Here is a 25,508-nt window from a genome sequence, read left to right on the forward strand (position 1 = left end):
CGGATAGATAACATGAGTACCGTGATATGAATCACGGCTTTTCTTTTTTTAATAAGGTATGCTTGTTTAAAAAGAAGGGAGAATTTATTATGAATACTGATTTATTAAAAAATCAACATACAACAATTCGCCAACTTGTCAGTGAAATCGAACTAGGGATTGGCGCAGGTGATGTCACTGGACAGGCTTTTGAATTATCTTTAAAAATCAGCCAACTTTCGGGAACATTAGTTCTCCATTTAAAATCAGAGGATGAATATATTTATCCAACTCTAGGTCGCTCAACCACTGAAAATATCCGAAAGATTGCTGAGCAACTCAATCGGGAAATGGGGTATTTGGCAGCTGATTTTATGGAGTATAAACGTACATATATGCTCGCTTCGAAGATTAAGGCTGATCCTCAAAAGTTCGTAGCTGAATCCAAGACGATAATTGACGCCCTGAAAAATCGTTTAGATAAAGAAGACCGGAATTTATATCCACTTGTATAATATAGAAAGAAACTACATTTTATATAAAAACCATTTACATGTATTGAGTTCGTATTTTAATTCAAAGATCTTAGCAAAACCATTAATCTCGCTTTGACAGCGAAAGAGAAGCATGCGATTTCCGGCGAGCTTTTCTTCAGTTTTAAAAAGAATTTGATCCACCCGAATGACCATAGGTTCTCCTTCAGATGCAATTTGATATTTGACGGGTCGCAGATTACCGTCTGAGGAAAAACGCGCAACCATCTCAACAGGCTGCATAAGAATTTTCATGGGCTAACACCTCCATTAATCAAGAAGAATGAAGCGAGTTTTCTTCATAGAATGCTGGACATCATCGGATAATCCTCCTCTTCGATAACCCCTCCTGTCATGGAGTGAAGTCCAGAATGGAGGTAGGAAGAACGGATGATTGACTGGGAACCGAAACGAGAACGAATGGAATCAACGGCTTGGTCAAGTTTTCTAAGTTTCGTATAATCTTTTTCAAATAGCGATAGCTGAACGAAATCATCTTGACATAAGTCAGAAACCCGAACTCCCATGTGGCGTAAGGGCTGACCTTGCCATAGTTCATCAAAAAGTTGGCAGGCGATTTCCCAGATTTCATTCGTACAGTCGGTGGTATGGCTCAATTTACGCTGATGAGAGTAAGAGAGAAATTCGTTAGTCCGAAAGGAAATGGCAATAAGGCAGGACTGACTATGATCTTGTCTTAAACGGGCTGAAACCGTTTCCACGAGGGAAAGAAGCACAAGATGGGCTTTTTGACGGTCGTCAACATCAAAAGACATTGTTGTGGAATTTCCCATTCCTTTGATATTAATTCGACCTCCGGGCTTAATGGGTGAATTCTCAATTCCATTGGCATAATTCCAAACGAGCCTACCGAAGCTTTTTAGGCTGGGCAGCAACAGACGAACATCACAATGAGCAAGGTCGCCGATCGTTTGGATTCCTCGGCTGCGAAGTTTGCGCGTGGTTGCCCTGCCCACCATGAAAAGTTCTTCAATAGGCAGGGGCCACATCTTGGTAGGAATCTCCTGCGGAAAGAGGGTATGGACTTTATCTGGTTTTTCAAATTCGGAGGCCATTTTTGCCAGAAGTTTGTTGGTTGAGATCCCAATATTTACGGTGAATCCTAACTCCTCTTTGATTCTATTTTTGATACGATAAGCCGTTTTGACAGGATCCCCAAACAGGTTTTTCATTTGAGTGAAATCGAGAAAATACTCGTCAATAGAGAATTGCTGAATTAAGGGAGAGTATTCTTTTAAAATATTACCGAGGGCTTGACTGCATTGACGATAGAGCAGATAATTGGGCTTGGCGATCACCAGTTCTGGATATTTGGAAAGGGCAGAATAGAGCGTTTCTCCTGTTTGAATCTTAAATTTTTTAGCAGGAATGGATTTAGTGAGGACGATTCCATGCCGTGTGGTCGGATCCCCACCGACAACGGAGGGAATCTCGCGTAAATCAACAGGGTTGCCATGCTGTAAACGATACACAGCCTCCCAGGAAAGATAAGCGGAATTTACATCAATATGAAAAATGATTCTCTGACCCATTTCCTTCACCACCGTTTGGAAGTTGTAATTCGTTCGTTCTATACAATATATTATATGCGAATATATGTTCTTTATCAATCTTGAATTAATTTAAATGTGTGTTCGAAATAAAAAATGATTAGAGAATGAAGAAGGCTACCCAGGAAGTACATTTGTACGTCTTGGGTAGCCTTGTAATTTATGGATAACCTAATTTAAGGAGAGGAGTTTAACGTTTGCCAAAGCTTTCAAAGGTTCGACGAACCATTTCGCCACCAACGGATCCGTTTTGGCGAGCAGTCTTGTCCCCGCCTAATTGAACACCGAGTTCACCTGCAATTGTGTTTTTGTCCACTGGTAAATTGTATTTCGCCATGAATGTAACCTCCTTATGTTCTCGTTAGTTCGAAACTGTTCTGAGACCTTTTCGATTGTGAGAGACATTTGATTCTGAGGCATTGATTCGCGAATATATGAAGAGATTAGTGTTTGCCAAAGCTTTCAAAGGTTCGACGAACCATTTCGCCACCAACAGAGCCGTTTTGACGAGCGGTTTTGTCTCCACCTAATTGAACACCGAGTTCGCTTGCAATTGTGTTTTTGTCCACTGGTAAATTGTATTTCGCCATGATCGTAACCTCCTTATGTTCTCGTAAAGTTCGAAACTGTTCTGAAACTTTTCGATTGTGAGAGAGCATTTGAATTCTGAGGCATTGATTCGCGAATCAGTAATACTAATTTGTCCTTTTTGAGCATAGATATACTGGAAAGTTTTAGGAAGCGAAATGGATAAGTATTTGTTAACAAAGATAAATGGACGAAGGGGTAACTCATTAAAAATTGAGTTATATGGCTCCTAAAGTGTGATGAACCGCTTTCAAGTAATCTCGAATTTTAAGATGCTGCGGGCAGGCTTCTTCACAGTTACCACACTCGATACACGCAGAGGCACGTTCTTCTTCTTTAAAAAACTGTTGATATGACCGACGCGAAGTAGCGAGATCATCATAGATATAAGCATCATTATATACTGTAAAATTACTAGGAATATCTACTCCCGAAGGGCAGGGCTGGCAATAGCCACAAGCGGTGCAGTCGACTTTTGTGAGAGAACGATATCTTTCTTTTACCTTTTGAATAAGAGCTAATTCTTCAGAGATTAAGGAGCCGGGCAAAGATTGTGAAGCGGTGTTGAGATTTTCTTGAACCTGATCCAGAGTGCTCATTCCACTTAAAACAATGGTGACTTCGGGGTGATTCCAGACCCAGCGCAAAGCCCATTCAGCAGGTGTGCGGTTGATGGGAGAGCGATCCCAGAGTTCTTGAATAACATCAGGCGGGATTTTAGCAAGTTTACCGCCTTTAATGGGCTCCATGATAATGATGGCGAGTCCTTTTGCAGCAGCATACTTCAATCCAGCTGTCCCTGCTTGATAGGCAGAGTCCATGTAGTTATATTGAATTTGGCAGAAAGTCCAAGAATAAGCATCAACGATTTCTTGGAATACGGAGTAGTCATCATGGAAGGAGAAACCAGCATAACGAATTCGACCATCGGCTAAAGCTTGGTCTAAAAAGCGCAAAACACCTAATTTGCGCGATTTATCCCAGGATTCGCGATCAAGCCCATGGAGAAGATAAAAATCGATATGGTCGGTAGAGAGTTTACTCAGTTGTTCGTTAAGCAGACGGTCAAAATCTTCATAACTTTCGGCGCGCCCAATCGGAAGTTTTGTGGCGAGCTTCACTTTTTCACGATACCCCTCTTGAAGAGCTTTGCCTACAAGAAATTCACTTTGCCCTTTATGGTAGAAATAGGCGGTGTCTATGTAATTAATGCCTTGATCAATCGCATAACGAATCATGCGAATTGCTTCATCTTCGTTGATCTTGCCTGCATCCCCATCGAATATGGGAAGACGCATACAGCCAAAGCCTAGTATAGAGGCTTCAAAATCTAATTTGCCAAATTTGCGATAGAGCATCAGTGTCATTTCCTTTCTAGTTCAGTCTCCTTATAGTATAGGCGGTGAAGAAGGGTGAGAGCAAGATCAATCAGGAAAAGTCATATATGGAATAAAGTACATGTTTAATTAGAGTATACATGTGATAGTATACTCTTTCTTTTTTTGTAGAAATGGATATACTAAATTAAAGATACACGTATCATGAAGCGCCTTTTTAGGTGCTTTTGTCATTAGAGCGACTTTTTAGATTAAACACTCTTTTTAGGAAAGAAGGGGTCCACATGAGTAAGTGTTTGAATATGACGTTATGCGAAGAAACCATCAACCTTCTTGATGCTATTTTTGGAGATATTCCTATTTCCGTGGTTATCACCGATGCAGAAGGCTATGTTTTGATGCTTAATGATCGTTATTCGCAGTTTCTCAAATTGGATAAGTCACAAGTTATAGGACGGAAGGTTGACGATGTGGTACCTAATACTCGGATTCCGATCGTCCTGGCTACGGGTAAACCGGAGATTTCCAAGCAGCATGTTTATGGAAACGGTCTCAAATCCATTGTTCATCGGATCCCTCTTTTCAATGAGGAAGGGAAGGTTGAAGGATGTCTTGGTATTGTAGTGTTCGATTCGATGGAGGATTTAAAGCAATTAGCTCAAGTCAATCAAGTCCTCCACCACAAACTCTCGGAATATCAAAATGAAATTCGTAGTATATTTAAGGCTAAATATTCTTTTGACCAGATCATGGGGCAAAGCGCTATTATCAAACGGACTAAAGAGTTGGCAAAACGATTGGCCCATAGTAAAGCAAACATTTTAATTATCGGGGAAAGCGGCTCAGGGAAGGAACTCTGGGCCCATGCCATTCATCAGGAGAGTGATCGAGCGGACAATGCGTTTGTGAGTATTAATTGCGGGGCAATTCCAGAAAATTTATTGGAAAGTGAACTGTTTGGTTACGAGGAGGGAGCTTTTACTGGCGCAAAAAAAGGTGGAAAGCTCGGAAAGTTTCAACTCGCCAATGGTGGGACTTTGTTTTTGGATGAGATTGGAGATATGCCTCTGATGATGCAGGTAAAAATCCTTAGAGTTTTACAGGAACGTGAGGTTGAGCGAGTCGGAGGTCGGGAAGCTGAGAAAGTGGATGTTCGGATTATTGCTGCAACTCACCGCAACCTAGAGCAGATGGTTAAAGACGGGACGTTCCGCGAGGATCTTTATTATCGACTTAATGTGTTAGCCCTTCAATTACCGGCACTTAGGGAGCATGCCGAGGACATTTTACTTTTGATTCAGCACTTTGTCACAGAATACTGTAATCATGCTGAAATAGTTAAACGGTTTGCTCCGGAGGCAATTGAGGCATTATGCAATTATTCTTGGCCAGGCAATATCCGTGAACTAAGTGCCTTGGTTGAACGTTTGCTGGTTAGTGTGGATTCAGAAGAGGTGTCCGTGAAGGATTTGCCTGCAAATATTTATTTAATTGGGAAACCAAAGCATCAGGATAGTACGTGTACGTTAGACCGAGCGCTTGAAGAAGTGGAGCTTGATCTCATTAAGAAAGCGTTGTTTATTGCTCATCACAGTAAAACTGAGGCAGCTCGAATCCTGGGGATTCCTCGGACACGGCTCTATCGTAAAATCGAACAATATGGACTGGAAAACTTAGCGAGTAAGAAGTAGCGAAATAGGACAGTGTAATGAAATAGAACAGAGGACAATCAATGGGCTCATATTGTGAATGTGAGAGCTTTACCAAAAAGATTTGTAGTGATATGCTACAAATCTTTTTGGCTTATACGATAAAATTCGTTCTTGTTTGGCGAAGCAGTGAGAAAAGTTTGACCTCTCTCTAAACCTGAGAAACCTTGCGTGGTAAGGAGTCTAAAGATTTTATTAAAAAATGTGAAAAAAAGTATTAGCATAGAGACGATTTGGCACGGGACTTGCTTTTATATAAGTCGAAAATCAAAAAAACTTGTCGAAAAGGAGGAATAGACGTGGCAAAGGTAGTTACTGCAGCTGAGGCGGTAAAAATGATACCGAATGGAGTATGCGTTGGCATCACAGGATTTGCTGGCTCAGGACATGCGGAAGTCATTACCTCAGAACTTGAAAACCAATTTTTAAGTGAAGGACATCCTCGAGAACTAACCCTCTTTCATTGTGCAGGAGTAGGAGATGGAAAAACCAAGGGGGTAGGACATTTCGGGCACGAAGGACTTATTAAGCGGGTTATTGGAGGACATTACAATTTAGCCCCTCGGGTGGTGAAACTTGCTGTTGAGAACAAAATTGAAGCGTATAACTTTCCTCAAGGAACCTTGGCCCAGTTAACACGAGATATGGCGGCGGGTAAACCAGGTACAGTCACTCGAGTAGGACTAAAAACCTTTGTGGATCCCCGAGTTGAAGGTGGAAAACTTAATACTAAAACTCAGGAAGACCTGGTAGAGGTCATTGAGCTTCTAGGGCAAGAGTGCCTGTTCTTTAAAGGGTTTAATGTGGATGTCGCAATTATTCGAGCAACGTCTGCCGATGAACGCGGAAACTTAAGTATTGAAAAAGAGGCTGTTTCACTCGAAATTTTTTCAATGGCGCAAGCAGCGAAACGCTTTGGCGGAATTGTTATCGCCCAAGTCGAACGAATCGTTTCAGCGGGTTCGTTGAATCCTAAACTCGTAAAAGTCCCTGGTATTCTTGTGGACTATATCGTAGTAGCTCCTTCTGGTGAGCAATGGCAAACGGGTGGCGAACTCTATAACCCAGCATATTCCGGTGAAGCTCGGATTCCGGTAGGACAACTGGAAGCGATGTCACTGGATGAGCGTAAGATAATTGCGCGAAGAGCTGCGATGGAACTTGTTCCTAATGCCGCGGTTAACCTTGGAATTGGAATGCCTGAAGGAATTGCCATGATCGCAAATGAAGAAGGCATTGGCAATCTAATGACGTTGACCGTTGAAGCAGGTGGAATAGGTGGAATTCCTGCAGGCGGAGCAAATTTTGGAGCCTCTACAAACGTCGAAGCCCTGCTCGATCAACCTTATCAGTTCGATTTTTATGATGGTGGAGGATTAGACATTGCTTTTCTCGGACTTGCTCAGATGGACAAGAAAGGAAACATCAACGTCAGTAAATTTGGACCTAAAATTGCGGGTTGCGGCGGTTTCATCAATATCACCCAAAATGCAAAGAAGGTTGTCTTCTGTGGCACAATGACCGCAGGTGGCTTGAAAACTCAAGTGAACAACGGACAGCTTGAAATTCTTCAGGATGGGAAAATCAATAAATTGATTGACAGCGTAGAGCAAATTACCTTCTCGGGAGAATATGCTCAGAGTGTCAATCAGCCAGTCCTCTACATTACGGAGCGTGCTGTATTCGAACTTACTTCTCAAGGGGTGATGCTCACAGAAATTGCCCCAGGGATTGATCTAGAAAACGATGTGCTCGCTCACTTAGAATTTACACCCTTGATCTCTTCAAACCTTAAGACAATGGATCTGCGGATCTTTCAAAATGGACCGATGAATATTAACGTGCCTCAAGCAGCCAAATAAGTTAGGGGGATTGCCATGTTAGGTGTTATTGGAATTTTACTAGGCCTCGGTCTTCTCATGTTTATGGCGTATAAAGGTTACTCTGTTATTTTCTTCGCACCGGTATTTGCTTTATTAGCCGCGGTCTTATCCGGGTTGTCCCTGCTACCCACGTACACTGAAGTTTTCTTACCGAACCTTGCTAACTATGTTAAAGTGTATTTCCCATTTTTCCTCTTGGGAGCGGTATTTGGTAAAGCCATGGAGGAATCGGGTGCAGCGGCTTCGATTGCCAAAGCTATCGTCAAGAAGCTGGGTACTAAACGAGCAATTCTGTCCGTTGTTCTCTCCTGTGCCATCCTAACTTATGGTGGTGTGAGCCTCTTTGTTGTGGCTTTTGCAGTCTATCCATTTGCAGCAAACATTTTTAAAGAAGCAGATATTCCTAAACGCTTAATCCCTGCAACCATCGCCCTTGGTGCTTTTACGTTCACGATGGATGCACTTCCAGGAACTCCCCAGATTCAGAACTCGATTCCTATGAAATTTTTTAATACAGATCTTTATGCTGCTCCGGTTACCGGTATCCTCGGTACGCTCATGATCTTCGGCTCAGGTATGCTCTATCTTGAATGGCGGAGACGTAAAGCTCAGGCTTCTGGAGAAGGTTATGGTATTCATTCCTCTCAAGAACCCGAACTGATCGATGACAGTACCTTACCAAATCCATTCTTGGCTACGATTCCCCTGATTTCGGTATTAGTCATGACCTTGATTCTTCAAAAGGCCGTATTCCCTCATTGGAATATTGTGGACTGGGCGGTTCAGGCTCCTTACAAAATGGATAAAGCGGGTATCGTTGGAACGATGAATAACTGGGCACTTATGATTGGTTTGGTCGTTGGTATTCTGCTTGCCTTCATTATCAATCCCAAGAAAATGAAAGGAAATGTGGCAAAAGCGATTAACGCAGGTGCTATCGGTTCCTTACTCGCTGTCATGAATACGGGCTCCGAAGTCGGTTTCGGAAACGTCATCAAATCTCTTCCTGGGTTCCAGTCAATTGCCCATGCCCTAATGAATATTCGTGGCGGTGGTAGCCCGCTTCTATCTGAAGCGGTGACGGTTAATGTTTTGGCTGGTGTAACCGGTTCTGCTTCTGGGGGTATGAGCATCGCACTTGATGCGTTTGGCAAAGACTATCTTTCTATGGCTCAAAAAATTGGCTTAAGCCCCGAACTATTACACCGAATTGCTTCTATGTCTTCTGGCGGTATGGATACACTCCCTCATAATGGTGCAGTTATTACGTTACTCGCCATCACAGGTATGACGCACAAGCAAGCTTATAAAGATATCTTCGCCTTGACCTTGATGAAAATAGTCACTCCACTTATTCTAATTGGCTTGTCTTCGATCTTCCACTTTGTCTAATGAAATAATTATATCTTTACAGCAATAGAAAAACTGAGGAGGCAATATTTTATGAAATTCGAACTTACTGAAATCCAAAGCTTAATCCAAATTACGGTTAAAGAATTTGCTCAAACGGCTGTCGCTCCGATCGCGGCTGAAATCGATAGAGCGCATCGCTTTCCCGAAGAGTTGATCCCTCAATTGGCTGAACTGAACTTACTTGGTGTTCCTTATCCGGAAGAAGTCGGTGGCGCTGGAGCGGATAATCTTAGTTATGTTCTTGTGATTGAAGAGCTCGCCCGTGTTTGTGCCAGTACTGCGGTTGTTGTATCTGCCCATACTTCTCTGGGAACATGGCCAATCTACCAATTCGGTACGGAAGCCCAAAAAGAGAAATACCTAAGCAAACTGGCCAGTGGTGAGTGGCTTGGCGCTTTTGCCTTAACAGAACCCGGTGCTGGTACAGATGCGGCGGCAGGAAAGACAACCGCTGTTCTTGAGGGAGATGAGTGGGTCCTCAATGGTTCCAAAATCTTTATCACTAACGGTGGCTATGCCGATGTCTATGTCGTGACAGCGATGACTGATCCGAGCCAGGGGACTAAAGGCATCAGTGCCTTCATCGTAGATAAAGATGCACCAGGTTTCTCCGTCGGAGAAAAAGAACACAAATTGGGAATTAAAGCATCCAGTACCACACCGCTTTATTTCAGCGATTGCCGTATACCGAAAGAGGCTATCCTAGGTGAGCCTGGTAAAGGTTTCAAGATTGCGATGCAAACCCTTGATGGCGGACGGATCGGGATTGCCGCTCAAGCTCTTGGAATTGCCCAAGGCGCTTTGGATGCTGCAGTAAAATATGCTAAAGAACGAGTGCAATTTGGCAAACCCATTGCTAACCAACAAGCGATTCAATGGATGATTGCTGATATGGCGACGCAAATCGAAGCAGCCCGCTTCCTCGTTTATCGTGCGGCGTGGAATAAGGATAATGGTCTTCCTTACAGCAAAGAAGCGGCTATGGCTAAACTTTATGCAGCCGAAGCAGCCAGCTTTGTTGCCAATAAAGCCATTCAAATTCATGGAGGCTATGGTTACACGGAGAATTACTCGGTTGAAAGATCCCTGCGCGATGCTAAAATTACGGAAATCTATGAAGGAACCTCTGAAGTACAACGGATGGTTATTGCTGGAAGCGTTCTCCGATAGTTTTTAAGATTAAATTAAAACAAGTTCATTTTTAAAGTCTCATAAAAAGGTCAAAGTAAAGGGGGGACAGGCCATAGGTCTGCGCTCCCCGCGAAAGGGGAAACTAACGAATGAAAGTGATTGCCTGTTATAAGTGGGTTCTTGATGAGGCTGATTTGAAAGTTGATGCCAAATCCCGCGCCTTGCTTACGGATCGGGCCAAGAATAAAATCAGTGAATATGACCGTAATGCGATTGAATGTGGGGTACAACTCACCGAACAAGTCGGAGGAGAGGTTGTGGCTCTCACTGCTGGAACCGCCAGTGCCAAAAACTCTCTGAAGGATGCCTTATCCAGAGGACCGGCTCAGGCAGTCTGGGTGAAAGATGAGTCAATGAGTCAAGCTGATTCTTCGGCTACTGCCAAGATCCTGGCTGGAGCTGTTCGTAAAATTGGGGAATATGATCTCATCGTTTGCGGAGAAGGATCAAGTGACGAATATGCCCAGCAAGTCGGAATCCGTATGGGTCAGTTGCTCGATGTTCCAGTAGTTACATTTGTTAACAAAGTTGAAGTCAAAGATGGAGTACTTCGGGCTGAACGTAAACTGGAGGAAGGAATTGAAGTTGTTGAAGTTAAGCTTCCTGCCTTAATTACTGTTCTTCCTGATATGAATACGCCAAGAATTCCAAGTTTAAAACAAATTCTTGGTGCGGCTAAAAAGCCTGCTCAAGAATTATCCATTTCTGATTGCGGTGTTAACGTGATCGAATCGAAAACTCGCCGTCAAAGTGTTCTTGGTGCAGTTATGGAACGCAAACAAATCCGAGTTCAGGGCGAAGTCACTGAAATGGTTCAACAAATGGTCAACGTACTTAAAAAAGAAGGCTTATGTTAGGGCTAGGAGGAGGAAAAGTCATGTCACAAATCTGGGTTATTTCCGAAACACAAACTGCACTGCTTGAGTTGGTAGCTCATGCCAAAGGAGTGGCTCAAGGAGACAGTATTGTAGCCTGGGCTTTCTCAACCGAAGCTGCGCAAGCCGTTTCTAAACAAGGTGCGGACCAGGTTATTGAACTTACAGGGGCAAAACGTCCTGAGGATTATGTTCCGACGATGATTGACCGGGCTGGGGCCGAAACGCCAGTGGCTATCCTTTGGGGAAGCACGAAGCGTTCGAAAGAAATGGCGGCACGGTTAGCAGCTGCTTTAGATGTACCATTAATTAATGAAGCTTTTAATTTACAACGCAACGGTCAGTCCTTTGAAGCGGAACGTTACATTTACGGGGGACTCTGTGTTGCCCATGAAGTTATAGATTCCGCTCCTTTTATGGCTGTTATGGTTGCGAAGACAGCTGAAGCTCTTGCTGAAGGGGCTGCTTGTTCAATTGAAACCTTAGCGGCTTCAGAATCTAAGGTTCAATTGATTGAGCTTAGACCTAATCAATCCACTTCCAACCTTGGGGATGCGAACGTTGTTGTTTGTATCGGTCGCGGCGTTGCCAATCAAGAAGATATTGAACTAGCCCGCCGCTTAACAAGCAAACTGGGAGGAGAGTTAGGCTGTACTCGTCCAGTAGCCGAAGATCTGCATTGGATGGCAGAAGAGAATTATATCGGAATCTCTGGGCAAGTGGTTAAACCTACCGTGTATATCGGCATCGGGGTATCCGGTCAGATTCAACATGTGTCCGGTATCCGCGATTCAAAAACGATTATTGCTATTGAAAAGAATGAAAATGCTCCGATCATTGAGTCATCTGATTATGCTCTTGTTGGCGACTTGTATCAGATACTTCCTGCCCTGCTCAATGCTCTTGGAGCGTAATTAAGGAGGCTATTATGTCAGAAGAATGCTTTGATGCCATTGTGGTTGGCGCAGGCCCTGCGGGCAGTGTAGCCGCCTACTGTATGGCAAAGGCTGGTTTAGAGGTTTTACTGATTGAGCGCGGAAGTACGCCGGGAGAGAAAAATATGACCGGAGGACGGCTTTACGGCCATTCCCTGCATAAAATTATCCCCAACTTCTGGGAAGAAGCACCCATTGAGCGCCAAGTGGTTCGTGAAACCGTGACTTTTATGACGGATGAAACTGCGGTTTCACTCGATGTCAAAAGTCAAAAGTGGAATGAAACACCGTCCTTTACCGTTCTTCGCTCAGAGTTTGATGCATGGCTGGCTTCCAAGGCTGAAGAAGCAGGGGCAATGTTAGCCTCTGGATGCAAAGTTGATGAGCTCATTGTAGAAGATGGCAAAGTTATTGGTGTTCGTTGTGATGAAGACGAAATGCTAGCAAAAGTTGTCATTGCCGCTGATGGAGTTAACTCATTGCTTGTTCAAAAAGCGGGTATTCGGGGAGAAATTTTACCGAAACATGTGGCAACTGGAGCGAAAGAAGTTATTGAATTACCTCGTAAAGTTATCGAGGACCGCTTCAACCTGTCAGGCGATAACGGGGCTGCTCAGCTCTATGTGGGAGAGTGCACCCAAGGACTGCAGGGTGGGGGATTTATATACACCAATAAAAACACGGTCTCCCTTGGACTCGTCATCACCGCTGAGGAGTTCGCTCATACAGAACATCGTATTATCGACTTGATCGAGGAGTTTAAAATGCACCCGGCTATCCAGCCTTTAATTGAAGGCGGCAAAGTGGTCGAATACTCCGGCCATTTAGTTCCGGAAGGCGGGCTTGACATGATGCCTCCTTTGGTCCATGACGGGCTTCTCATCGTGGGTGATGCTGCGGGTTTAGTCTTAAATATTGGCTATATGGTCCGTGGTATGGATTTGGCGATTGCTTCCGGTGAAGCTGCAGCTAACGCTGTGATTACAGCTAAAGAGAAAGAAGACTATAGCAAACAAGGCTTAGCTTCTTATCAAAAAGATTTAGAAAATAGTTTTGTTCTTCAGGATCTTAAGACCTACTCGAAGTTCCCAACATTCATGGAAAATAAACGAATTTTTGGACATTATCCTTCGTTTGTTGAAGAAATGATGGTTAATCTGTTTAAAGTTGGACAAACTCCAGCTAAGCCGATTGTGAAATCAACATTAAGCAACATTAAAAAATACGGCGGTTTAGTACAACTTGCTAAGGATGCCTGGAAGGGGGTTTCAGCTCTGTGAAAAAGCTAAGTATTGAAGAACGTCTTGGGACGAATAAGTTTATTGTCGATGAGGATGTCCCGCATATTGTTCTCGATAAAAGTATTTGTTCAAACTGTAAATCAAAACCTTGTGTTAAGGCTTGTCCAGCAGGTCTGTATCAAGTCCAAGGGGACAGCGTCAGTTTTGACTATGCAGGTTGTCTAGAGTGTGGGACTTGCCGGGTCATCTGTGTATCAAAAGGTCTTACATGGGTTTATCCCAGAGGAACCTTTGGGGTGGAGTTTCGGTACGGTTAAAGAAATATTTTGGGCAAAAACAAATTACCGAGTATAAAAATAAAGGAGTGTAAGATAATATGAAAGAACTCGCCTATGCAGATATGAATGTGGGAGACAGTGCCTCCTTATCAAAAACGGTAACAGAATCAGATATTCTCAGTTTTGCCGGACTAACTATGGATTTCAACCCTGTCCATGTCAATGCAGAATACGCCAAAGAATCCATTTTTAAAGAGCGCATTGCTCATGGCATGCTCTCTGCCGGCTTTATTTCGGCTGTTTTAGGTACCACACTACCTGGGCCGAACGCCATTTATCTTGGACAAGAACTCAAATTTACTGCTCCTGTAAAAATTGGGGATACTGTTACAGCTACTGCAACAATCATAGAGAAAAAGGACGAGAAACGCATTTTAAAATTAAAAACCGTTGTAACAAATCAACGGGGTGAAGTTGTCGTAGACGGAAATGCTGTAATTAAAAAAATTGGGTTATAAAAAATAAGGGTGGCCTTGCGCCTCCCTTATCTTTCAATAATTTAGTTAAAGGGGTGTACTTAAATGGCTGTTGAGTGTGTAGTTGAAAATGGGATTGCAAAAATTATAATTGATCGTCCAAAGGCATTGAATGCCCTCAATTCTGAGGTTTTGCAGGAACTGAAAAAAGCAATTGCCGAAATACAAACCCGTACGGATATCCGTGTCCTGCTTATCCAAGGGGGTGGAGAAAAGAGCTTTGTTGCTGGCGCTGACATTGCTCAGATGTCCGATCTAAATCCGCTAGAAGGTAGCGAATTTGGCCGTTTGGGACAAGAAGTCTTTAGCTCACTTTCTGAACTTCCTTTTCCTACAATCGCTGTAATTCAAGGCTTTGCCCTTGGTGGAGGATGTGAGATAGCTCTTGCTTGCGATATTCGGATCGCCAGTGAAAAAGCTAAGTTCGGTCAACCGGAAGTAGGCTTAGGTATCATTCCTGGTTTTGGAGGAACTCAACGATTAGCTCGCCTCGTTGGACCGGGTCAAGCGAAGAAACTTATTTACAGCGCAGACATAATTTCTGCAGCCCAAGCTCTGGCAATCGGCCTGGTGGAACAGGTTGTTGCTCCAGAACAACTGAATGAAGCTGCTTTAAAATTGGCTCAAATGATTGCAGCCAAATCTCCTAACGCTGTCCGCCTTGCTAAAATTGCAATCAACCAAGGTCTCGAAGGTTCGCTTGAAGAAGGAATGAGATTAGAAGCCAGTATATTTGGACTTTGTTTTGCATCTCCAGAACAAAAAGAAGGAATGACAGCCTTTCTTGAAAAACGACCTGCTAAATTTTAGTTAGTTTAAGATTGTTGAAGGAAAGGAACCTGGACGGTTTAATTGACCGAAATCTTGTATCTCAGCGAGGGCAAAGCACTTCCAAGCCAATACCTCGTTTTGATAATAGAACGTATAACCATCCGTTGTACAACAATTATAGGCGTCCAGGGTTCTTCCATCCTTTAGCGTAAAACTTCCGACTTTTTTGGGCTGAATATTCATTCTATCGCCTCCTTTCACCCTCATTATAGGCAGATCAATCTGGAGTTACAATGAATTAATAGGGATGAGACCCAGATAATTCAAAATATAGAAGGCGCTGTTGCTAATAACAAACTGAATAGTTGAAGGCAACAGCCTTTTTGTTCCCTAAAGCTATTAATTCGTTTTGTAACAGCTGGTGCAATAAGATAAACTAGAAGGGCTTGTTGTCGCTTTTTGCAGACAACAAGCCCTTCTGACCGTTTGATATGTGAAAGAATATATTTACTCAAGAGACATGCCAACAAAATCATTTGAGTTTATTGTTCTAAAAATTGTTCGGGTATAGGCAAGCTTTTTTAATTCAGGGATGCTTTTAATAAACTCGGCAGATTCTCGGGCTAGAATTTCGATCTGTGGGTCATTTTCGGATAGCTGGGATAGTTTGGCCAGACGCACTCCATAATCTAAGGAAATTTCATATTGCTTAGGGTGAGAGGAATTTAAATCATAGAATACGGAATAAACAGAGGGGGAAGACCAAGATTATACGGTCTTCCCCCCTGGGGTTTCTGTACTTTTTGAATAGGAAATTTCGGCGGTTTTTCTTAGTATTAAAGTGCTTAAAGTCCAATTTTCTTGATGACTGCATTTCCATCTACGACCACTTCACCCCGTTGATTGGTTACAATGGTTTTTAATTTTAAAAGGCGTTTCTCGTCCTTTTTCTCTGTGATTGTTGCGGTAGCCGTAACCGTATCTCCAATTTTAACGGGAGCGGTAAATTTGAGTTCTTGACCAAGATAAATAGAGTTTGGGCCAGGCAATGTAGTCCCTAGAACAGCGGAAATAAATCCGGCAGAGAGCATTCCGTGAGCAATACGTTCTTTAAAAATAGATTCCTTAGCATATTCAGCGTTCACGTGAACAGGATTAAAATCCATGGTCAGGCCGGCATAACTTAGAATATCCGATTCCGTTACCGTTTTTGATAAGGAGGCACTGTCTCCCACATTCATATCTGCATAGGCGAGTTCTTTCATAACATCTTACACTCCTTTGATTTTTACTTGAAAAGGTCTTATTGGGTTACCCATAACGGAAGGATATGCCAAAGGTCCCCCTGGGGTAATCCCACTTAAGACCTCTTTTTAAGCAGACGACTCTGCAGGTTCCGCATTCTAAGCAGCCGGCGTAGTCAAACCGTACGGCCTTATCCTCTTGAACATATAAGCCAGCGGGGCAGGCTTTGACACAAGCTTTATCTTCACACTTAGCGCAGATATCTTTATCAAGGGTAATATGAGGCATCCCCTCATCAACGGCAAATTTATTGGTTCCCAATCGCTCCTCAATACTAAGCCGTTTTTTCATAGGGCCCTCACTCCCTTCCATAGATCTTTAGCGATATCTACCATGCCGCCCTGACGTTTGACCGTCTGGAGCATGGATTTGCGCAGAGGTTGAGCGGGTTCACCCCGAACACCAAACAGATTGATCATCATTTCCTCAACCAATTCAGGATATAAGCCGAAGATACGAGGGTTTTCCATAAATTCTGGAGCTTTTTGATAAGTTTTTAAATCTTGAAGTACAAAACTGTTTTCAAGATCCTTTTGATAAGAGGCGAGGCCAGCCTTTGTATAATCTTCTGCTTTCTTAGCCTGGATGATAGCATTAGCAGCTGCTTCACCAGAAGCAATTGCAAAATCCATTCCTCGAACCATCCAACCCGTGTTTAAGACCAAACCTGCTGCATCTCCAACGATGAGAAGACCATCATTAACGAGAGGAGGCATCATACCCAGTCCGCCTTCAGGTACAAGGTGTCCCGAATACTCAACCAGCTTTCCACCTTCAATAAGAGGCTGGACGGCTGGATGCATTCTAAAATCCTCCATCAAATCGGCCATCCGGTGCTCTGTATGGAGAAATTGTTCTGCTGTGACGACTAATCCTAAGGATAGACTGTTTTTATTCGTGTATAAGAAGCCTCCACCTTGAAGGCCCTTTGTACACTCACCAACGAATAATTGAGTGGCTCCGGTTTCATCATTTAGATTAAAACGATCTTGAATCACCGATTGGGGGAGTTCAATGATGGCTTTGGCACCAGTTGCTACATGTTTCGGCTTGAGTTCTTCGACTAGTCCTGCTTTGCGAACCATTAAGGAATTAACCCCATCCGCGGCAATGACGACGTTAGCATACATCTCATCTTCGTCGCTGAGAACACCGACACATTTTCCGTTCTCCATCAAGAGCTTGTCTACACGAACACCAGTCGCTACCATTGCACCGGCTTCCTCAGCCTTGCCTGCCAACCAAGCATCAAACTGGGCTCTAAGAATCGTGAAGGAGGGATAGTCATTGAACTTTTCGCTTTTTACATCTAATGAAATTGCACTTTTTCCCGTCATAAACGTGACAATTTCGCGGTTGACCCGCCGTTCAACTGGGGCTTCTTCCCAAAAGTTAGGGATTACTTTATGAAGGGCATGCCCATATAGCCTTCCTCCAGTCATGTTCTTAGCGCCCGAAGTTGAACCCCGTTCGATGAGCAAAACTTCTAATCCTGCTTTTGCCAGACAGTAAGCAGCCGTGCTTCCTGCTGGGCCTGCACCAACGATGATGGCATCAAAACGTTCTTCAGACATATTATCCTCCTTTAGGCACTTAGCGCTTTTAGTAAGGCAGGTAATATTTCGTATAAATCACCGAGTAAAATGTAGTCAGCTGCTTCAAGGATAGGTGCATTTTCGTTTTTTTCGATGGCAATAACCACCTTGGAATCTCGAATTCCTGAAACGTGTTGAATCTGACCAGAAACACCAATGCCAAAGTATAGACTCGGTTTAACGGTTTGCCCGGAAATACCGATATAATACTCCTCGGGCATCCAATCCAGATCTTCTGCAACAGGACGAGTACAGCCGACTTCACCCTTCAAGGCTTTCGCCAGTCTTCTGGCCAGTTCAATATCTTCTTTTTTGCTAATGCCTCTGCCGACGCAGACAACAACCCCTGCTTCACCTAAGTTTGAGCTGGCCTGGCTCTGACGGAGTTCCTTCACTTGATAAACTTCATTGGCCCCAGCTAAAACTGCAATATTTGCTTTGAATCCCTCGGGCAATGCTTCAATGGTTTTAGCGGAAACAGTAGCCATAAAGGGTTGACTCGATGAGGCTTCCGTAGATACGCACAGTCCACCGTAAATATAGCGTTCACCTATAAATTCCTCAGTGCGTTCAAGATTGAAGCATTCTGAGATCAAACCTGTATTCAGGGCAGCGGATACTCTTGCCGCCATTTCTTTGGCACGTTTGCTTGTACCCCATAAAATTGCTGCTGGTTTAGCTGAATTGGCTAGCTCGATAATCTTGTCGACCCATGCTTCTGGACGACCTTCACCTTGGAGGTGGATCACTTTATCCGCTCCGTGAGAAGCAACCGTCTCAGCCTCTTCAGGAGAAAAAGCAAAGGCGACAATCTGCTCATCTTTTACTAGAACCTTGGCATGGGCAACGAGTTCCAACAAGGTTGCTGTCTTTTCCGAAATGGCCCAAATCTCTGACATTTTGTTACCTCCCTTAAATGACGCCTTCTTTTTTGAGAATTTCTAAAGCTTGAGTTGCAACGCTCTCGGGATCACCTTCAACACGAACCCGTTTTCTCTCTACGACAGCTCCCAAGATACTCTTTCTGACGACCTTGGGTTGAACATCTGGGGCTTGAATACCGAGTTGTTGAAAATTCGCTTCTTTTACCGGCTTTTTGGCTGCGGCTAAGATTTGTTTCAGGCTGGGAATTCTTGGCTGATTCACATCCGGTAAAACGGTAACGAGAGCAGGGAGGTTTACTTCAACAACTTCAATTCCTTCATCCAACTTACGCTCGGCTACGAGGACATTGCCATTAACTTCAACCTTATTTACAAAAGTAATCACAGGAATTCCTAACAATTGGGCCAAACGAATTCCGACTTGCTGCGAATATCCGTCGCTTGATCCTTCACCGCATACGATCAGGTCATATGGATTGATTTGATTGACAGCAGCTGCCAGTACTTTAGCAGTTACATATGTATCAGCTTGAGCCATAGCAGGATCGTTAACAAACATAACCTCTGCAGGTCCTCTCGATAAAACATCCTTTAGGGAAGTTTTGGCATCTGGAGTTCCAGCAGTTAAAGCGATAACCTCGCCGCCTGCTGCTTCGACAAGCTGAACCCCGCATTCAATCGCATTCCGGTCATATTCACTGATTTTACTTTTGGCCCTCTCAGAGATTAAAGCACGAGATTTTGGATCTATCTTTAGGTCAGCTTCATCGAGAACCCATTTATAACAGGCAATTACTTTCATTCGTTAGTTTCCCCTTTCACGGGGGGTGCAGGCTCATGGTGACCTGTACCCCATCAGCTTATGACTTTTTTCTGAGATTTTGAAAACATACTTAAATTTCAACTTAATCCTAAGAGCTAACGGAGAACACTTCCAGCAATGACCATGCGTTGCACCTCCGAGGTTCCTTCATAGATTTCCGTAATTTTAGCATCCCTAAATGCTCTTTCCACAGGATAATTTTCCGTATACCCATAACCACCGTGAATTTGTATCGCCTTAGTTGCCACTCTACCGGAGGTTTCCGCTGCAAAGAGCTTAGCCATAGCAGCTTCCTTGCTGTATGGTAGCCCCTGATCCTTGTTCCAGGCTGCTCGATAAACAAGTAACCGAGAAGCATCGATCTCCACAGACATATCGGCAATCATCCACTGAATGGCTTGCTGGGCAGAAATGGGCTTGTCAAATTGTACTCGTTCTTTAGAGTATTTTACTGCCGCCTCAAATGCCCCCTGGGCAATCCCCAATGCTTGAGCGGCAACCCCGATTCTTCCGCCGTCTAACGTTTGCATAGCGATCTTAAATCCCTCACCCGCTTTACCTAAGAGATTTTCTTTGGGAATTCGACAATTACTGAAGTACAGGGGGGTGGTGCTGGATGCCTTGATACCCAGTTTATGCTCCTTCTCACCTACGGAAAAACCGGGACTGTCTTTGTCAACAATAAAAGCGCTGATTCCTTTTGTGCCCTTGGTTGGGTCGGTCATAGCTGTTACGATATATACATCCGCATAACCGCCATTCGTAATAAAGATTTTTGACCCGTTCAGTATCCACTCATCACCTTCAAGGACTGCAGTAGTTTTACCAGCAGCAGCGTCTGTACCTGCACCAGGTTCGGTTAGGGCAAATGCCGCTAACATTTCACCGGTGACTAGCTTTCGTAGATATTTTTCTTTCTGTTCAGGAGTACCGAATTTGTAGATTGGCCAAGTACCCAGAGAAGTATGGGCTGAGACAATAACCCCGACACTAGCATCGACACGAGATAATTCTTCGACCACAATGGCATAACTGATATTATCAGCCCCTGCTCCACCATACTCTTCGGGAAAAGGAACCCCCAACAAATTCAATTCCGCCATTTTTGGTATTAGATCCTCGGGGAAACGATGAAGTCTGTCATTTTCTGCAGCGACGGGCGCAACTTCCTTTTCGGCAAACTCTTTAACCATAGCTTGAATTAATCGTTGCTCTTCAGTAAGTTCGAATTTCATAAATAATCCTCCTACTATAATTAGATATTCAGATAGGATAGGAATCTAAGATTGGTTCTAAACAAAGTGGAAGATTGAACTTAAACCAATCAAAACAAATACAGTTGCAGATTTAATCAGGGTAATGGCGAAGATATCTTTATAGGACTGTTTATGGGTCAGACCGCTAATTGCAAGTAAGGTAATAACCGCGCCGTTGTGAGGCAGGGTATCCATTCCTCCTGAGGCCATAGAAGCAACTCTATGGAGCAACTGTGGGTTCAAGCCAATTTGATTAGCCCAGGCTAAGTAATCTTTTCCGAACGTTTCTAAGGCAATACTCATACCACCTGAGGCAGATCCAGTAACACCCGCTAATACGTTGACCGTAACAGCTTCTGACAACAGCGGGCTGCCACCGCCTTTGATGTTCATCATGGCTTGAGCAATCGTGTGAAAACCCGGTAAGGTCTTGATCACATTACCAAAGCCTACTTCAGAGGCAGTATTCATAACGGCTAGCAATGAACCGATAGCTCCGGCATTAATCGCTTTGGCAACATTTCCTTTTATCCGTCCCGGATTGATTAACAGAGCAATGATTACACCGGTTAACAGAGCGATCATTAAAGCCCAGTTATTCATCGTCCCGACGATTCCAGTCTTGTCCATCTTATAAGGAGCCTGAACGGCCCAAGGGGAAATGTCCCAATAGGGGAAGACAAACTTTTGCAGAATCAAAGTGACGGCCAATACAGTGATCAAGGGAACAACAGATAAAAGGGGGCTGGGCAAATTTGAATCTTCAACGATCTCCGGCTCTTGAAGAGTGTGGTTACCATACCCTTCTCCATTAGCTTGTGCCTGGCGCTTCCGCCATTCCAGGTATAACAGCCCGACGGCTAAGACGATAATGGCTCCAAGAGTACCGAATACCGGAGCGGCATAGAGATCTGTATTAAAATATTTCATCGGAATTGTATTTTGAATTTGGGGAGTACCGGGTAAGGCATCCATGGTAAAGGTAAAGGCTCCTAACGCTATCGTTCCCGGTAAAAGACGTTTGGGAATGTTCGCTTCCTTAAATAAAGATGCTCCAAAGGGATAGACCGCAAAGGCTACGACAAACAGGCTTACCCCACCGTAGGTTAGAACAGCACAGGATAAAACAACGGCCAACATCGCTTGTTTAGCACCCAATCTTTTCACGATGGTCTTAGCAATGGATTTGGCTGCTCCCGATTCTTCCATCGCTTTACCAAATACTGCCCCTAAAAGAAAGAAGGGGAAATATATTTTGACGTAGTTTGCTAAATTGGGCAAAAATATTTCGGTGTACGTCGGCAGCAGGGCCATTCCTGAGAAAACGGCTGCCAATAAGGCAAATACAGGGGCGAAGAATATTACGGAGTAACCTTTGTAAGCGAGAAACATGAGGAGAGCCAAACTAATCAGAATTCCAAGTACGCCAAACATAGAAAACCTCCTCCAGCTAATTATTTTGCGGCGAGCAGCTGATGCATGTTCATGACTTCAGGACTGAAGATTCTTAAATCCATAACGCGTAAACTTTGAGATACCCGGGGCTTAAAATCCATCTGGGCTAAAACATCTTTTTCCAGATTGATTCCGGGGGCAATTTCGGTGAGTGTGATGCCTTGAGGTGTTAGTTCAAAAACTGCACGTTCTGTGATATATAAGACGGGTTGCCGGGTGCTTTGGGCATATTCCCCTGAGAAGGTAATTTGCTCGACTTCTTTGACCAGTTTCTTAACCTTACCTTCCTGTTCAATTTTAAGCATTCCGCCACTGATCGATGTTTTCAGACCACCGGCGGTAAAAGTACCACAGAAAACGACCTTTTTTGCGTTTTGGGTGATGTTAATAAACCCGCCGCATCCGGCGATTTTTGGGCCGAATTTACTAACGTTGATATTTCCTCGTTCATCCATTTGGGCTAATCCTAAAAAGGCTAGATCCAATCCTCCACCATCGTAAAAGTCAAATTGGTAAGGCTGATCCAGGAGGGCTTCTACATTAGTAGATGCTCCAAAGTTTATTCCCCCTGCAGGTATTCCCCCTACGCCTCCAGCCTCAACAGTTAGGGTCATCTGATCGGCAAAATCTTCTTCATTCGCAACAACGGCCACACCTTCCGGCATTCCAATGCCCAGATTCACCACGGCGTTAGGAATGAGTTCCAGAGCAGCGCGTCGGGCTATTATTTTTCGTTCGTCTAAAGGCAGCGGTTTTAAACTCGCCAGCGGAACTCTAACTTCTCCGCTGAAAGCAGGGTTATAGGGTTCGACAAAGGTTTGCCACTGGACCTCAGGGGATACAACGACAATTGCATCAACCAATATCCCGGGGACCTTAACCAATTTAGGATCTATACTTCCCGAAGAGACCACGCGCTCAACTTGGGCAATAACAATTCCACCAGAGTTCTTTGCAGCTTGAGCCATGGAAAGTGTTTCAACCATGACCGCTTCCTTCTCCATACTTAGGTTCCCTTTTTCGTCAGCTGAGGTTGCTCTGATAATGGCTACATCAATGGCTAAACCTTTGTAGAATAGCATTTCTTCTCCGGCAACGTTGATGACTTCTACTAAGTCTTCCTGAGTTTTGGAATTGAGTTTACCCCCCTGAACTCGAGGATCGACAAACGTCTTGAGACCTACCTTGCTGATGGTACCCGGCTTGCCGGCAGCTATATCTCTGACCAGTTGTGCCAACGTACCCTGGGGAAAGTTATAGGCTTCAATTTTATTTTCAACAGCGAGTTTTACAAGCTTGGGGGCGAGATTCCAGTGACCGCCGATAACCCTGCGCACGAGACCTTCATGACCAAAGTGGCCTGTTCCTTTACTCTGTCCGTCACCAATACCCGCACTATAAATTAAGGTCAAATTCTGGGGGTGACCCTCATTTAAAAAATTCTCTTCCAGTTTCGACGTAAGTACTTCGGCGTGTGCTGCACCCGCGAATCCCGTAACCCCAACAGATACTCCATCACGAATCATTTTTATGGCCTCTGATGCTGTTACAAATTTGGTCAAAGATATTCCCCCTTATCAATAAATTGGCGTTTTTACTACCGAGTTTATAATTCCCAATGAAGGATAAATAATTCTTAAAAAGATTGTTTATCATGGCGATAAATTAGAGCTTTTTTGGAGAAAATAGATTGTAATTTAATCGCTAAGGAGTGATTTTCTTGGATACATCGAATTATGACGCTCAAATCATGGATGAAGAAAAATCGGAAAATCAAGACCCTCAAAACACTGTAAACCAGGTCGTTAACGCAGCTCCAGAATATACGAAGAATTATGGGCGAACTGTCGGAAATCACCATGACAACCCAGAGAGTAATCTTCAAAGCAATGCTTACATTGATCACGTTTCTGAACCAGTAAATAACACCTATATATAAGAAGAATGTAAAGAAGAAAAAAAGAAACTCCTATATCCAAATCATGGACATAGGAGTTTCTAGTTATAAATTGAGGGGAATTGATCTTGAGATGAATAAATAGCGTTGTATTTTTAAAAGTTGCTGGTATTATAAGAATAGGTCTTAAGGGTTTGTTTTATCAGAGCCTTGTTATTGGCTCTATTTATTTTGCATTTTTTCGTAGAAAGCGATTGAGTTAATGAAACAACATATCGAAGAAATAGATGTTCTAAGGGTTATCGGTTTTATATTTGTGGTATCTCAACATGTTTTTGGCGGGTTCGCTTGGCGGGAAGGAGCAAGCTTTGCAGATTCGCTTGTCTTAAGTTTCCTTTATGTATTAGCTAAGCCCGCGGTGCCGATTTTTGTAACGATTGGCGCAATGATGATGATTTATACTCATACTGAACCCAGCAATTGGGCGAGATTCTATAAGAAACGACTCATATATACCGTTATCCCTTATGTGATTTGGACAATCTTAAATATTTGGGATGCCAAGCATTATGGAACGGCTTCTTATAGCCATTTACTTGGACAGCTTGCAGCGGGAACCGGACGATATCACTTATGGTACATGTCGATGATGATTAGGATCTATCTTTATTTCCCATTTATTTTAATCCTAACGAAAGCACTCTCACGGCGAGGTCTGGTTTTTAAAGCAAATTTCCTTCTCTTTTTTGGCTTATTTTACGTGTTTCTTTTGGAACATAATAACGTTACGAACTGGGTTGGTCAGTTGCTTTTTGCCTATCCCACGGAAAACGAACAGCGATTTCTTGATCGTACACCCCTTCTGTGGTCGATATATATTGTTCTTGGAGTCTACATGATTTCTGGATATTCGCAATTAAAGACGTGGCTCAAGCATTATCGTAAGCTGATATTTACAGCTTATGTCCCTTTATTGTTGTATAACTACTATGTTGAAGTCTGTAATAAGATTCCGGGAAAAGCTGTTGATACAGGGTATTTCTACGAACTTTCCTTTGTTTTATTTATGGTCTTTTCAATCTTTGTTTTCTATGATCTTGCATGTCATATTTCGAGTTGGAAATCAAAATTATATGTTACGCTAAGGGAAATCTCGAACTACTCTTATGCAGCTTATCTTGCCCATGTTATTGTTCTACAGGCGGTATATAAATACTATACACATTACTTTCCGGTCAATAGTTATTTAGAAGTGGGAATAATTGTCTTCCTTTTAACGATTTTGTTAACGATTACGTCAATGAGACTTCTCAGTCTTCTGCCCTTTTCAGAGTATCTTTTAGGAACAAAAAAGAAATATCAAATGAAATGGATTCGCAAAAAGCAACATTTTTTTCCGGTGTAACCCTAATTCAATAGTGTATTTAAAAGCTCCCTGTTTTTCTTTTCATTA

The 25,508-nt window shown here is 43.3% G+C and carries 28 protein-coding genes; 13 read left to right on the top strand and 15 right to left on the bottom strand.

Going from position 1 to position 25,508, the window contains the following annotated elements; genetic code table 11:
* Positions 1–89: 89 nt before the first annotated feature.
* Complete coding sequence (locus DESME_RS03055; RefSeq protein WP_006715332.1) at positions 90–494, top strand: hemerythrin domain-containing protein; 405 nt, start codon at positions 90–92, stop codon at positions 492–494.
* Positions 495–506: 12 nt separating this feature from the next.
* Here the strand turns inward: DESME_RS03055 and DESME_RS03060 are convergent, their stop codons facing one another.
* The 5 genes from DESME_RS03060 to DESME_RS03080 form a co-directional block, all read right to left on the bottom strand.
* Positions 507–767 (bottom strand): hypothetical protein, encoded by a 261-nt coding sequence (locus DESME_RS03060; protein ID WP_006715331.1) that lies wholly within the window; start codon positions 765–767, stop codon positions 507–509.
* 44 nt (positions 768–811) lie between these two features.
* Entirely contained in the window at positions 812–2,065 is a 1,254-nt protein-coding gene (locus DESME_RS03065) for a Y-family DNA polymerase (RefSeq protein WP_006715330.1), read from the bottom strand.
* 208 nt (positions 2,066–2,273) lie between these two features.
* The gene (locus DESME_RS03070) at positions 2,274–2,420 is read right to left on the bottom strand and encodes a small, acid-soluble spore protein, alpha/beta type (protein ID WP_006715329.1); all 147 of its coding nucleotides are present in this window, start codon (positions 2,418–2,420) and stop codon (positions 2,274–2,276) included.
* 106 nt (positions 2,421–2,526) lie between these two features.
* Positions 2,527–2,673 carry an alpha/beta-type small acid-soluble spore protein gene (locus DESME_RS03075; protein WP_006715328.1) on the bottom strand — a complete coding sequence of 49 codons (147 nt, stop codon included), beginning with the start codon at positions 2,671–2,673 and terminating at the stop codon, positions 2,527–2,529.
* A gap of 216 nt (positions 2,674–2,889) precedes the next feature.
* Positions 2,890–4,029 (bottom strand): aldo/keto reductase, encoded by a 1,140-nt coding sequence (locus DESME_RS03080; protein WP_006715327.1) that lies wholly within the window; start codon positions 4,027–4,029, stop codon positions 2,890–2,892.
* Between the two features lie 263 nt (positions 4,030–4,292).
* Here DESME_RS03080 and DESME_RS03085 point away from each other — a divergent pair, with 263 nt between their 5' ends.
* The 10 genes from DESME_RS03085 (at position 4,293) to DESME_RS03130 (ending at position 14,879) form a co-directional block, all read left to right on the top strand.
* Positions 4,293–5,699 (top strand): sigma-54 interaction domain-containing protein, encoded by a 1,407-nt coding sequence (locus tag DESME_RS03085; RefSeq protein ID WP_006715326.1) that lies wholly within the window; start codon positions 4,293–4,295, stop codon positions 5,697–5,699.
* 317 nt (positions 5,700–6,016) lie between these two features.
* Positions 6,017–7,579: an acyl CoA:acetate/3-ketoacid CoA transferase gene (locus DESME_RS03090; protein WP_006715324.1), complete on the top strand. Its 1,563-nt coding sequence runs from the start codon at positions 6,017–6,019 to the stop codon at positions 7,577–7,579.
* A 15-nt stretch (positions 7,580–7,594) separates the two neighbouring features.
* Positions 7,595–8,992 carry a GntP family permease gene (locus DESME_RS03095; protein ID WP_006715323.1) on the top strand — a complete coding sequence of 466 codons (1,398 nt, stop codon included), beginning with the start codon at positions 7,595–7,597 and terminating at the stop codon, positions 8,990–8,992.
* A 51-nt stretch (positions 8,993–9,043) separates the two neighbouring features.
* Positions 9,044–10,183, top strand: coding sequence for an acyl-CoA dehydrogenase (locus DESME_RS03100; RefSeq protein ID WP_006715322.1), 1,140 nt, complete (start codon positions 9,044–9,046; stop codon positions 10,181–10,183).
* 110 nt (positions 10,184–10,293) lie between these two features.
* Positions 10,294–11,061: an electron transfer flavoprotein subunit beta/FixA family protein gene (locus DESME_RS03105; protein WP_006715321.1), complete on the top strand. Its 768-nt coding sequence runs from the start codon at positions 10,294–10,296 to the stop codon at positions 11,059–11,061.
* A gap of 20 nt (positions 11,062–11,081) precedes the next feature.
* Positions 11,082–11,993 (top strand): electron transfer flavoprotein subunit alpha/FixB family protein, encoded by a 912-nt coding sequence (locus tag DESME_RS03110; RefSeq protein WP_006715320.1) that lies wholly within the window; start codon positions 11,082–11,084, stop codon positions 11,991–11,993.
* Between the two features lie 14 nt (positions 11,994–12,007).
* Entirely contained in the window at positions 12,008–13,294 is a 1,287-nt protein-coding gene (locus tag DESME_RS03115; RefSeq protein ID WP_006715319.1) for an FAD-dependent oxidoreductase, read from the top strand.
* Positions 13,291–13,572, top strand: a complete 282-nt coding sequence (locus tag DESME_RS03120; RefSeq protein WP_006715318.1) for a ferredoxin family protein — start codon at positions 13,291–13,293, stop codon at positions 13,570–13,572. The genes DESME_RS03115 and DESME_RS03120 overlap by 4 nt, the downstream gene beginning before the upstream one ends.
* 59 nt (positions 13,573–13,631) lie before the next feature.
* A complete protein-coding gene (locus tag DESME_RS03125) occupies positions 13,632–14,051 on the top strand; it encodes a MaoC family dehydratase (RefSeq protein WP_006715317.1) in 420 nt (139 codons plus the stop codon).
* A gap of 63 nt (positions 14,052–14,114) precedes the next feature.
* A complete protein-coding gene (locus DESME_RS03130; RefSeq protein WP_006715316.1) occupies positions 14,115–14,879 on the top strand; it encodes an enoyl-CoA hydratase-related protein in 765 nt (254 codons plus the stop codon).
* Here DESME_RS03130 and DESME_RS03135 read toward each other — a convergent pair whose 3' ends face one another.
* The 10 genes from DESME_RS03135 to DESME_RS03175 all read right to left on the bottom strand — a co-directional run bounded on the left by DESME_RS03135 (position 14,880) and on the right by DESME_RS03175 (position 23,720).
* Positions 14,880–15,083, bottom strand: coding sequence for a hypothetical protein (locus tag DESME_RS03135; protein WP_006715315.1), 204 nt, complete (start codon positions 15,081–15,083; stop codon positions 14,880–14,882).
* Between the two features lie 264 nt (positions 15,084–15,347).
* A complete protein-coding gene (locus DESME_RS16030) occupies positions 15,348–15,521 on the bottom strand; it encodes a hypothetical protein (RefSeq protein WP_167998825.1) in 174 nt (57 codons plus the stop codon).
* A gap of 164 nt (positions 15,522–15,685) precedes the next feature.
* Positions 15,686–16,105 carry a MaoC family dehydratase gene (locus DESME_RS03140; protein ID WP_006715314.1) on the bottom strand — a complete coding sequence of 140 codons (420 nt, stop codon included), beginning with the start codon at positions 16,103–16,105 and terminating at the stop codon, positions 15,686–15,688.
* Between the two features lie 46 nt (positions 16,106–16,151).
* On the bottom strand, positions 16,152–16,436 hold the full coding sequence (locus DESME_RS03145; RefSeq protein ID WP_006715313.1) for a 4Fe-4S dicluster domain-containing protein: 285 nt from the start codon (positions 16,434–16,436) through the stop codon (positions 16,152–16,154).
* A complete protein-coding gene (locus tag DESME_RS03150; RefSeq protein WP_006715312.1) occupies positions 16,433–17,719 on the bottom strand; it encodes an FAD-dependent oxidoreductase in 1,287 nt (428 codons plus the stop codon). The genes DESME_RS03145 and DESME_RS03150 overlap by 4 nt, the downstream gene beginning before the upstream one ends.
* 11 nt (positions 17,720–17,730) lie before the next feature.
* Positions 17,731–18,639, bottom strand: a complete 909-nt coding sequence (locus DESME_RS03155) for an electron transfer flavoprotein subunit alpha/FixB family protein (RefSeq protein ID WP_006715311.1) — start codon at positions 18,637–18,639, stop codon at positions 17,731–17,733.
* Between the two features lie 13 nt (positions 18,640–18,652).
* Positions 18,653–19,426, bottom strand: a complete 774-nt coding sequence (locus DESME_RS03160) for an electron transfer flavoprotein subunit beta/FixA family protein (protein WP_006715310.1) — start codon at positions 19,424–19,426, stop codon at positions 18,653–18,655.
* 116 nt (positions 19,427–19,542) lie between these two features.
* Positions 19,543–20,682: an acyl-CoA dehydrogenase gene (locus DESME_RS03165; protein WP_006715309.1), complete on the bottom strand. Its 1,140-nt coding sequence runs from the start codon at positions 20,680–20,682 to the stop codon at positions 19,543–19,545.
* Positions 20,683–20,739: 57 nt separating this feature from the next.
* A complete protein-coding gene (locus DESME_RS03170; protein ID WP_006715308.1) occupies positions 20,740–22,137 on the bottom strand; it encodes a GntP family permease in 1,398 nt (465 codons plus the stop codon).
* A gap of 20 nt (positions 22,138–22,157) precedes the next feature.
* Positions 22,158–23,720, bottom strand: coding sequence for an acyl CoA:acetate/3-ketoacid CoA transferase (locus DESME_RS03175; RefSeq protein WP_006715307.1), 1,563 nt, complete (start codon positions 23,718–23,720; stop codon positions 22,158–22,160).
* Positions 23,721–23,878: 158 nt separating this feature from the next.
* On the opposite strand from DESME_RS03175, the gene DESME_RS03180 reads away from it, so the two are divergent.
* Positions 23,879–24,097 (top strand): hypothetical protein, encoded by a 219-nt coding sequence (locus DESME_RS03180; RefSeq protein ID WP_006715306.1) that lies wholly within the window; start codon positions 23,879–23,881, stop codon positions 24,095–24,097.
* 220 nt (positions 24,098–24,317) lie between these two features.
* On the top strand, positions 24,318–25,460 hold the full coding sequence (locus DESME_RS03185; protein WP_006715305.1) for an acyltransferase: 1,143 nt from the start codon (positions 24,318–24,320) through the stop codon (positions 25,458–25,460).
* Positions 25,461–25,508: the final 48 nt, after the last annotated feature.

Source organism: Desulfitobacterium metallireducens DSM 15288, from assembly GCF_000231405.2.
Taxonomy (GTDB): domain Bacteria; phylum Bacillota; class Desulfitobacteriia; order Desulfitobacteriales; family Desulfitobacteriaceae; genus Desulfitobacterium_A; species Desulfitobacterium_A metallireducens.